Origin of the sequence: Streptomyces zaehneri (genome assembly GCF_032248645.1) — a bacterium.
Taxonomy (GTDB): Bacteria; Actinomycetota; Actinomycetes; order Streptomycetales; family Streptomycetaceae; genus Streptomyces; species Streptomyces coriariae.
On the sequence record NZ_JASTTJ010000012.1, the window covers coordinates 233734 to 243470 of the forward strand.

Here is a 9737-nt window from a genome sequence, read left to right on the forward strand (position 1 = left end):
TCTTACGCCCCGGTCCGTGGCCGTCACAGGTCCGATCCGCGCTGTCACACCCCGCCGGTACCGTGAGGACATGAGTCAAGGCCCCCGGTCCGGCCTCGCCGCGGTGAGTTCCGCGCTGCTGGCCATGAGCAGGCACCTCGAGGTCCGCGACGTCCTCAAGACGATCGTCGCCTCCGCCCGCGAACTGCTGGACGCGCAGTACGCCGCCCTCGGCGTCCCCGACGACCACGGCGGCTTCGCCCAGTTCGTCGTCGACGGCGTCGGCGAGGAGCAGTGGAAGGCCATCGGGCCGCTGCCCCGCCAGCACGGCATCCTGGCGGCGATGCTCCAGGAAGCCCGGCCCCAGCGCCTCGCCGACGTCCGCAAGGACCCGCGCTTCGAGGGCTGGCCGTCCGCCCACCCCGAGATGTCCGACTTCCTGGGCCTGCCCGTCCAGGACGGCGACGAGGTCCTCGGCGCCCTGTTCCTGGCCAACAAGAACTGCGCCAGGCCCCAGGGCGGCTGCGGCTTCACCGAGGACGACGAGGAACTGCTCGCGATCCTCGCCCAGCACGCCGCGATAGCCCTCACCAACGCCCGCCTGTACGAGCGCAGCCGTGAACTGACGATCGCCGAGGAGCGCTCCCGGCTGGCCCACGAACTGCACGACGCGGTCAGCCAGAAGCTGTTCTCCCTGCGTCTGACGGCCCAGGCCGCCACCGCCCTCGTCGACCGCGACCCCGCGCGCGCGAAGGGCGAACTGCAACAGGTCGCGGCGCTCGCCGCGGAGGCCGCCGACGAACTGCGGGCCGCCGTGGTGGAGTTGCGCCCCGCAGCCCTCGACGAGGACGGCCTCGTCGCCACCCTCCGCACCCACATCCAGGTCCTCGACCGCGCCCACGCCGCGCGCGTGACCTTCACCAGTCAGGGCGTCCGCGCGCTTCCCGCCGCGCAGGAGGAGGCCCTGCTGCGGGTCGCCCAGGAGGCTCTGCACAACGCGCTGCGCCACTCCGGGGCACAGCGCGTCGAGGTGACCCTCGGCAAGCGCGGCCCGGGCACGGTCCTGCGCGTCACGGACGACGGCGGCGGCTTCGACCCGACGACGGTCCGCCGGGCCGGCCGCCACCTCGGGCTGGTGTCGATGCGGGACCGGGCGAGCGGGGTCGGTGGCACGCTCACGGTGGAATCGGCGCCCGGCAAGGGCACCACGATCGAGATGGAGGCTCCCGGTGGCTGACGCAATCAAGGTGCTGCTCGTCGACGACCACCAGGTCGTCCGCCGGGGCCTGCGCACCTTCCTGGAGGTGCAGGACGACATCGAGGTCGTCGGCGAGGCCGCGGACGGCGCCGAAGGAGTCGCCCTCGCCGAGGAGTTGAAGCCCGACGTCGTCCTGATGGACGTCAAGATGCCCGGCATGGACGGCGTCGAGGCCCTCCGCAGACTCCGCGACCTCGCCAACCCCGCGCGCGTGCTGATCGTCACCAGCTTCACCGAACAGCGCACGGTGGTCCCGGCCCTGCGCGCGGGCGCCGCCGGGTACGTCTACAAGGACGTGGACCCCGACGCCCTCGCCGGCGCCATCCGCTCGGTCCACGCCGGCCACATCCTGCTCCAGCCGGAGGTCGCCGGCGCACTCCTCTCCCAGGACGAGGGCACCTCGGGCCAGGGCAGAGGCGGCGCGCTCACGGAACGCGAGCGCGAGGTGCTCGGTCTGATCGCGGACGGCCGTTCCAACCGCGAGATCGCCCGGGCCCTGGTCCTCTCCGAGAAGACCGTCAAGACACACGTCTCGAACATCCTGATGAAGCTCGACCTCGCGGACCGCACCCAGGCCGCGCTGTGGGCCGTGCGCCATGGCGTGACCCGCTGAGACCCGCTGAGACCCGCTCCGGCGCACCACCGGAGTGTCGCGGGACGCTCCGGTGGGGCGACGCGGAAGGTTAACTTCCGATCCGAGATTCATACCGTCGTGGGAATGTCCCCCGAATGGCGCATCCTTCGTGGCCCGCCGCCGTTCTCCAGTGCGTGCCGCGGCGATTGCCGCGGCAATCACCAGGAGGGGTCAGAAGTGAAGAACCTGAAGAAGGCAGCGGCCGTGACGATGGTGGCCGGCGGTCTGATGGCCGCGGGTGCCGGCATGGCCTCCGCCACCGACGGCGCCACCGCTCTCGGCGAGGCCAAGGGCTCGCCGGGCGTCGTCTCGGGCGATCTCGTCCAGGCCCCGGTGCACGTCCCGGTCAACGTGGTCGGCAACAGCGTGAACGTCATCGGCGTGCTGAACCCGGCGTTCGGCAACCTCGGTCTCAACCACTGAGGTCCCGCCCGCACCGGGGTGACCCCCGGCCTCCCTCGGCCCCCACCGGGAGAGGCCGGTCTGTTTGTCGCTCCAATGATCCGAACGAGGTGTCTTCCGGGCGGGCCCCGCATCGTTCCCGATCACTTTCCCGTTGGGCAGTGTCCGACCCGCGGCCGGGTCGGACACGCAAACGCAGGAGGAACGCTTCTCATGAACATCGCCAAGAAGGCTGCTGTGGCTCTCACCGTCGCGGGTATCGCCGCGGGCGCCTCGGCCGGTGCCGCCGTCGCCGACGCGGGTGCGGAAGGCGCGGCCGTGAAGTCGCCGGGCGTCGTCTCGGGCAACGTCGTCCAGGTGCCGGTCCACATCCCGGTCAACGTCTGCGGCAACACGATCAACGTGGTCGGCGTGCTGAACCCGGCGTTCGCCAACACCTGCATCAACGACTGAATCTCGCAGCCGCACCACAGAGGGGCCCACGCGTCACAGACGACGCCTGGGCCCCTCTGCATGCCGTGACCAAGTCAACGCTTCCCGGCGATCCAGCCCGTCCGGCGTTCGAGGACGAGACCCCTTCAGGGCCGAAGGGGGGCCCGGGGGCACAGCCCCCGGAGGTTCACACCAACCAGGGCCACCCGAGCAGCGACGCTCACCGGACTCCCCGCTCCCGCTCCTCCACCACGGAGTTGTACGCGGCGACCTGCGCCCGCCGCCCCGTCCGCTCGACCGGCCGCAATGCCTCCGCACGCACCGCCATCTCCGCGGAGCTGACCGCACCCCCGGGTCCGTTCTCATAGGCGAGGGACACCAGCAGCCCCACCCGCTGCGCCAGCTCCAGCACCCGCACCGCCCGCGGCGGGTACCCCGGCGCCAGGACCTCCCGCCCCCGTTCGGCCCGAGCCCGGTACGCGTCGATCGCCGCCTCCGCCACCGGCCCCGATCCCGCCAGGTCCAGTCGCGCCAGCACCGTCGTGGCGTCCCGCAGCGCCTCGGCGAGCTCCCGCTCCGCCTCGCCCAGCGACGGCACATCGGCCGGTGGAGCCTCCCGCACCGGCAGGCAGTGCCACACGACCTCGACATGCACATCACCATCGGGCCCGGCCTCGTACACCTCCGGCACCAGCCCGTACCCGGCGCCGTGACAGACCACGGCCTCCTCCGCCTCCAGCGCCCGCGTGTTGAACTCCGGCGGCCCGCTCAGTCCCAGCGGATGTCCCGGCGCGGGCAACGCCACCCGCAGCCCGTTCACGCCGAGCGTCCGCAGCCGCCCCAGCGCGAGCGTGAGTCCGACGGGCGCCGACTCGCCGGGCAGCCCCTCCACCCGGTGCACGGCGTCCTCGCCGACGATGGCGAGCACGGCGTCGTCCGGCGAGACAATTCCGGCCAACAGGGCATTTCCCCAAGCGGCAAGGCGACCAGAGCGCGGTTCCGAGAGCATGCCTCCACCCTAAGGACCGGACCGATGGATCGGGCCGCCCGACCGGTGGCGTAGATTTTCCCGGAGAGGCCGCGCCCACCCACGCGGGGCGGTCCGAGCCACAGGCGCCCGCGACAACCGACCGGCCACACAGCAAGGGGAGACAACGCGCTCATGAGCGATGTTCTGGAGCTTCAGGACGTATCCGTGGTCCGTGAGGGCCGGGCTCTGGTGGACCAGGTCTCCTGGTCGGTCAAGGAGGGCGAGCGCTGGGTCATCCTCGGTCCCAACGGGGCCGGCAAGACGACCCTCCTGAACATCGCCTCCACCTACCTCTTCCCCAGCGCCGGCACCGTCTCCATCCTCGGCGAGACCCTCGGCAGCCCCGGCACCGACGTCTTCGAGCTGCGCCCCCGCGTCGGCATGGCCGGCATCGCCCTCGCCGACAAGCTCCCCAAGCGCCAGACCGTCCTCCAGACGGTGCTGACCGCCGCGTACGGCATGACGGCCGGCTGGCAGGAGGAGTACGAGGACGTCGACGAGCAGCGCGCCCGCGCCTTCCTCGACCGCCTCGGCATGAGCGACTACCTGGACCGCAAGTTCGGCACGCTCTCCGAGGGCGAGCGCAAGCGCACCCTGATCGCCCGCGCCCTGATGACCGACCCCGAGCTGCTGCTCCTCGACGAGCCCGCCGCCGGCCTGGACCTCGGCGGCCGCGAGGACCTCGTACGCCGGCTCGGCCGCCTCGCGCGCGACCCCATCGCCCCCTCGATGATCATGGTGACCCACCACGTCGAGGAGATCGCCCCCGGCTTCACCCACGTCCTCATGATCCGCCAGGGCAAGGTCCTCGCCGCGGGCCCGGTCGAGCTGGAGCTCACCTCCCGCAACCTCTCCCTCTGCTTCGGCCTCCCGCTCGTCGTGGAACAGGTCGGCGACCGCTGGACGGCGCAGGGCCTGCCGATGTCCTGACCGCTCCCTGTGCGCCCTGTCCCCGACAGGACGTGCGGCCCTACCATGACGGTGTGAACGACATCGACGCATGGGTGTGGTGGCTCGTCGGCGCGGCAGCGCTCGGAATCCCGCTCGTGGTGACCGCGATGCCCGAGTTCGGCATGTTCGCGGTCGGCGCGGTGGCCGCCGCCGTCGTGGCAGGCCTCGGCTTCGGAGCCGTCGCCCAGGTGCTCGTCTTCATCGTCGTCTCCGTCGCACTGATCGCCGTAGTACGCCCGATCGCGACCCGGCACGCCAAGCAGCGTCCCCAACTCGCCACCGGCATCGACGCGTTGAAGGGCAAACAGGCCGTCGTGCTGGAACGCGTCGACGGCTCGGGCGGCCGCATCAAACTCGCCGGAGAGATCTGGTCGGCCCGCTCCCTCGACACCGACCGCGCCTACGACGTGGGGCAGGAAGTCGATGTCGTGGACATCGAGGGGGCCACGGCGATCGTCATCTGACCCTGCGCAACTCCCGCACGACGTAAGTGAACAGAACACCTCACGAGCCGCACGACGGTCTGTCACACTCGTCCAGCAAGATCTTCAACAGGCATAAGATCTTCCGAAAGCGCCGAGGCGGAGAAAGGTACGGGGAGCCGCGATGGAACCGGTCATCATCGTCCTGGTCATTCTGGTGGTGTTGGTCTTCATCGCCCTGATCAAGACGATCCAGGTCATCCCGCAGGCGAGTGCCGCGATCGTGGAGCGGTTCGGCCGCTACACGCGGACACTCAACGCGGGCCTCAACATCGTCGTCCCGTTCATAGACACCATCCGCAACCGCATCGACCTGCGCGAACAGGTCGTGCCGTTCCCGCCGCAGCCGGTGATCACCCAGGACAACCTGGTCGTGAACATCGACACCGTCATCTACTACCAGGTGACCGACGCCCGGGCCGCGACCTACGAGGTGGCCAGCTACATCCAGGCGATCGAGCAGCTCACCGTCACCACGCTCCGCAACATCATCGGCGGCATGGACCTCGAGCGGACCCTGACCTCCCGCGAGGAGATCAACGCGGCGCTGCGCGGAGTCCTCGACGAGGCGACCGGCAAGTGGGGCATCCGCGTCAACCGCGTGGAACTGAAGGCCATCGAGCCCCCGACCTCCATCCAGGACTCGATGGAGAAGCAGATGCGCGCCGACCGTGACAAGCGCGCCGCGATCCTCACCGCCGAAGGCACGCGCCAGGCAGCCATCCTCACCGCCGAGGGCGAGAAGCAGTCCCAGATCCTGCGAGCCGAGGGTGAGGCCAAGGCGGCCGCCCTGCGCGCCGAGGGCGAGGCCCAGGCCGTGCGTACGGTCTTCGAGGCCATCCACGCCGGCGACCCGGACCAGAAGCTCCTCTCCTACCAGTACCTCCAGATGCTTCCGAAGATCGCCGAAGGCGACGCCAACAAGCTCTGGATCGTCCCCAGCGAAATCGGCGACGCTCTCAAGGGGTTGTCCGGCGCCATGGGCAACTTCGGTAACTTCGGCGGCAATTCGGGCGGCAACAACTCCGGCAACGGTGGAGGCTCGGAGCGCCGCGAGAAGCCGTCGATCGACTGACCCGCGGACGACTGACCCGCGGACACACGACCGGGGCCCACCTTCCGAGCGAAGGTGGGCCCCGGTCGTGTCCGGACACGGACTACGCCGCGTCCATGGTCAGCCACTCCGGCAGCGCGGCCAGGTCGTCCTGCCCCAGGGCCAGCAGCATCGCGTCCGCCGGCGTCGGCTCGAACGGCTGCCGCAGCAACGGCATCTGCGCCTGCTCCGGAGTCCGGTCCGCTTTGCGGTGATTGTCCTCCGCGCACGAGGCGACGGTGTTCAGCCACACGTCCTGACCCCCCTGCGCCCGCGGCACCACGTGGTCCACGGTCGTCGCCCGTCGACCGCAGTACGCGCAGCGGTGCCGGTCCCTTATCAGCACACCCCGCCTCGACCAAGGAGCTTGTCTTCGGAAGGGCACCCGTACGTACCTGCACAGCCTGATCACACGAGGCGCCGGGATGTCGACCTCGGCTCCGCGCATCCGCAGTTCGGGGTGGGCCTGCTCGACGACGGCCTTGTCCTGAAGCACCAGAACGACGGCTCGGTTCAACGTCACCGTCGACAGCGGCTCGAAGCTCGCGTTCAGTACCAGCGTGTCCCGCATACCAGCCCACCTCCTGTGTGCACCGGCCCACCCCCTGGCGGGCTGGGATCAACTCTGGCCGGGCACGCCGAGATGGACAACGCAATATCTGCTGCTCCACGGGAGGTGACCCCCGCCCCCCGGCAACAAAAATGCCCGCCTCTGATCACTTCCAAGACCAGAGGCGGGCAAACGTTCAAAGAACGATGAGCTGACTCATCCCTCCGCGGGAACCTCGTACTCACCGATCAGCTGAGCGCGGGCGATCGCGTGGAACCGCAGATTGAAGCCCACGACGGCGGGCGAGGCATCGGCATCCGGACCGAGCTTCTCCTGGTCCACCGCGTACACCGTGAAGACGTACCGGTGCGGCCCGTCCCCCGGCGGCGGCGCGGCCCCTCCGAACTCCTTGCCGCCGTAGTCGTTGCGCGCGTGTACGGCGCCCTCGGGCAGCCCCTCGAACTTGCCGCCGCCCGCACCCGCCGGCAGCTCGGTCACCGAGGCCGGGATGTCGAACAGGACCCAGTGCCAGAACCCGCTGCCCGTCGGCGCATCGGGGTCGTAGCAGGTCACGGCGAAACTCTTGGCCCCGGACGGGAAACCCTCCCACCGCAGCTGGGGCGAGGTGTTCCCCGCCGCATGGACCTGGGCGTCCTTGAGCGTCGCCCCCTCCGCGACATCCTCGCTCGTGACCGTGAACGACGGAACCGGCGGATGGAAATCGTGGGGCAGCGGCCGCCTCTTCGGCTCGGTCACTTCGACACCTCCTGATCGATCGGCAAGCACTCCCTTCGGAGCCTACGACCTCCACACCCCGCGCGGACGCACAGAGGGCCCGGAACGCCGTACGGCACTCCGGGCCCTCTCTGTGTGTGTCAGAACCAGTTGCGCTTGCTGCCCACCTCGGACAGCCACTGGTTGAGGTACGCCGTCCAGTCGGTTCCCTGGTAGTCGTGCAGACCCACCTGGAACGAGCGGAAGGTGTCACTGCCCTCGCTGAACAGCCCCGGCTTCTTGTCCATCTCCAGCACGACGTCCATCGTGTGCTCGTCGGCCACGAAGCTCAGCTCGACCTGGTTCAGCCCCCGGTACTGCGACGGCGGGTAGAACTCGATCTCCTGGTAGAACGGCAGCTTCTGCCGCGTACCGCGGATGTGCCCGCGCTCCAGGTCCGCGTTCTTGAAGCGGAAGCCCAGCTGGATGAAGGCGTCCAGGATCGCCTTCTGCGCCGGCAGCGGGTGCACGTTGATCGGGTCCAGGTCACCGGAGTCCACGGCGCGAGCGATCTCCAGCTCGGTGGTCACACCGATGTTCATGCCGCGCAGCGTCTGACCGTCGATCGTCGTGACCGGCGTCTCCCACGGGATCTCGAGCCCGAACGGCACCGCGTGCACGGCACCGGCCTGGAGCTCGAAGGCACCCCCGAGCCGCAGCTTCGTGAACTCGATGTCCTGCTTGTACTCCTGGTCGCCGTTCTCGACCTCGACCTTGGCCTGAAGCCCGACCGAGAGCCCCTCGATCTGCTGGTTGACGGACCCGCCCTGGATCCGCACCTCACCCTGCACGACACCGCCCGGAACGACGTTGACCTCGGTCAGCACCGTCTCGACCGAAGCCCCGCCGGCCCCCAGACTCGCGAGCAGCTTCTTGAACGCCATGTCTCTCCCTCTACGACCTTCTTCTTACGGGATCCCTCGACCCCTACATACGCGATCCCGGCGCGGCCGGTTCCGTGCCCCACACCCTGGCAAGGCGGATGCCCGCTGACCACCCCGACGCACCCACGCGTCTGCACTACGCTCGGAGAGCATGATCGCGACCCCCGACCGTACGCCCCTCCCCAGGACCTTCTTCGACCGCCCTGTCCTGGAGGTGGCCCGGGATCTGCTCGGCCGGCACCTCGTCCGTACGACCCCCGACGGTCCGATCATCCTGCGCCTCACGGAGGTCGAGGCCTACGACGGCCCGAACGACCCGGGCTCCCACGCCTATCGCGGCCCCACGGCCCGCAACGGCGTGATGTTCGGTCCGCCCGGACATGTGTACGTCTACTTCACCTACGGCATGTGGCACTGCATGAACCTCGTCTGCGGTCCGGACGGCACGGCCAGTGCCGTCCTGCTCCGCGCAGGCGAGATCGTCGAGGGCGCCGAGTCGGCCCGCAAACGTCGACTCTCGGCCCGAAATGACAAGGAACTGGCCAAAGGACCCGCCCGCCTGGCCACTGCCCTGGATGTGGACCGAGCCCTCGACGGCACGGACGCCTGCGCCACGGGGGACACCCCTCTGAAGATCCTGACCGGCACCCCGGTCACCTCCGACCAGGTACGCAGCGGCCCGCGCACCGGAGTCTCCGGCGATGGAGCGGTCCACCCCTGGCGGTACTGGGTCGCCGACGACCCGACGGTGAGCCCTTACCGGGCCCACGCCCCCAGGCGTCGCCGAAGTTGACTCGCTGTTGGCCTGCGCGTAACGTGGCCCGAGCCGCTGAACCGGGTACGGCATTCGCCGGACGTCGGAAGCGGCCAACCCACTACCTACGACGCCCTCAGCGGGAGCGAATTCGTCATGTCCGCATGCCTGAATTCGAACCCGGCGGAACTCGATTATGAGTTGCGGAGGGAACCGGCTAACATAGTGAATGTCGAAAGGTCGACGGGCGAAAGCCCAAAGCCCAGGACAATCCCGCCGACAGGGAATCGGATCAAGAAAAGGATCTGATAGAGTCGGAACCGCCGGAAAGGGAAACGCGAAAGCGAGAACCTGGAAAGCACCGAGGAAATCGGGTCGAGAAAAGATCTGATAGAGTCGGAAACGCAAGACCGAAGGGAAGCGCCCGGAGGAAAGCCTGAGAGAGTCTCTCGGGTGAGTACAAAGGAAGCGTCCGTTCCTTGAGAACTCAACAGCGTGCCAAAAATCAACGCCA

General features: G+C 69.4%; 12 protein-coding genes. 8 read left to right on the plus strand and 4 right to left on the minus strand.

What is annotated here, in order from left to right:
• Positions 1 to 70 precede the first annotated feature (70 nt).
• The 4 genes from QQM72_RS21670 to QQM72_RS21685 all read left to right on the plus strand — a co-directional run bounded on the left by QQM72_RS21670 (position 71) and on the right by QQM72_RS21685 (position 2726).
• The gene (locus tag QQM72_RS21670; protein ID WP_314222516.1) at positions 71 to 1216 is read left to right on the plus strand and encodes a GAF domain-containing sensor histidine kinase; all 1146 of its coding nucleotides are present in this window, start codon (positions 71 to 73) and stop codon (positions 1214 to 1216) included.
• Positions 1209 to 1850 carry a response regulator gene (locus QQM72_RS21675; protein ID WP_020130387.1) on the plus strand — a complete coding sequence of 214 codons (642 nt, stop codon included), beginning with the start codon at positions 1209 to 1211 and terminating at the stop codon, positions 1848 to 1850. Before QQM72_RS21670 ends, QQM72_RS21675 begins: the two co-directional genes overlap by 8 nt.
• 198 nt (positions 1851 to 2048) lie before the next feature.
• Entirely contained in the window at positions 2049 to 2294 is a 246-nt protein-coding gene (gene chpE / locus QQM72_RS21680; RefSeq protein WP_314222517.1) for a chaplin ChpE, read from the plus strand.
• 192 nt (positions 2295 to 2486) lie between these two features.
• Entirely contained in the window at positions 2487 to 2726 is a 240-nt protein-coding gene (locus QQM72_RS21685) for a chaplin (protein WP_314222518.1), read from the plus strand.
• 199 nt (positions 2727 to 2925) lie between these two features.
• On the opposite strand, the gene QQM72_RS21690 is transcribed toward QQM72_RS21685, so the two are convergent.
• The gene (locus QQM72_RS21690) at positions 2926 to 3714 is read right to left on the minus strand and encodes a hypothetical protein (protein ID WP_314222519.1); all 789 of its coding nucleotides are present in this window, start codon (positions 3712 to 3714) and stop codon (positions 2926 to 2928) included.
• Between the two features lie 153 nt (positions 3715 to 3867).
• Between QQM72_RS21690 and QQM72_RS21695 the strand changes: the two genes are divergently transcribed.
• From QQM72_RS21695 to QQM72_RS21705, 3 genes are all read left to right on the plus strand, one after another.
• Positions 3868 to 4665: an ABC transporter ATP-binding protein gene (locus tag QQM72_RS21695; protein ID WP_054239278.1), complete on the plus strand. Its 798-nt coding sequence runs from the start codon at positions 3868 to 3870 to the stop codon at positions 4663 to 4665.
• 53 nt (positions 4666 to 4718) lie between these two features.
• The gene (locus QQM72_RS21700; RefSeq protein ID WP_314222520.1) at positions 4719 to 5150 is read left to right on the plus strand and encodes an NfeD family protein; all 432 of its coding nucleotides are present in this window, start codon (positions 4719 to 4721) and stop codon (positions 5148 to 5150) included.
• Positions 5151 to 5292: 142 nt separating this feature from the next.
• Positions 5293 to 6243, plus strand: a complete 951-nt coding sequence (locus QQM72_RS21705; protein WP_020130381.1) for an SPFH domain-containing protein — start codon at positions 5293 to 5295, stop codon at positions 6241 to 6243.
• A gap of 82 nt (positions 6244 to 6325) precedes the next feature.
• Here QQM72_RS21705 and QQM72_RS21710 read toward each other — a convergent pair whose 3' ends face one another.
• From QQM72_RS21710 to QQM72_RS21720, 3 genes are all read right to left on the minus strand, one after another.
• The gene (locus QQM72_RS21710) at positions 6326 to 6832 is read right to left on the minus strand and encodes an HNH endonuclease (protein WP_020130380.1); all 507 of its coding nucleotides are present in this window, start codon (positions 6830 to 6832) and stop codon (positions 6326 to 6328) included.
• Between the two features lie 195 nt (positions 6833 to 7027).
• On the minus strand, positions 7028 to 7567 hold the full coding sequence (locus tag QQM72_RS21715) for a YbhB/YbcL family Raf kinase inhibitor-like protein (RefSeq protein ID WP_314222521.1): 540 nt from the start codon (positions 7565 to 7567) through the stop codon (positions 7028 to 7030).
• A 119-nt stretch (positions 7568 to 7686) separates the two neighbouring features.
• Positions 7687 to 8469, minus strand: coding sequence for a sporulation protein (locus QQM72_RS21720; RefSeq protein WP_314222522.1), 783 nt, complete (start codon positions 8467 to 8469; stop codon positions 7687 to 7689).
• A 151-nt stretch (positions 8470 to 8620) separates the two neighbouring features.
• On the opposite strand from QQM72_RS21720, the gene QQM72_RS21725 reads away from it, so the two are divergent.
• Positions 8621 to 9262 (plus strand): DNA-3-methyladenine glycosylase, encoded by a 642-nt coding sequence (locus QQM72_RS21725; RefSeq protein ID WP_314222523.1) that lies wholly within the window; start codon positions 8621 to 8623, stop codon positions 9260 to 9262.
• Positions 9263 to 9737: the final 475 nt, after the last annotated feature.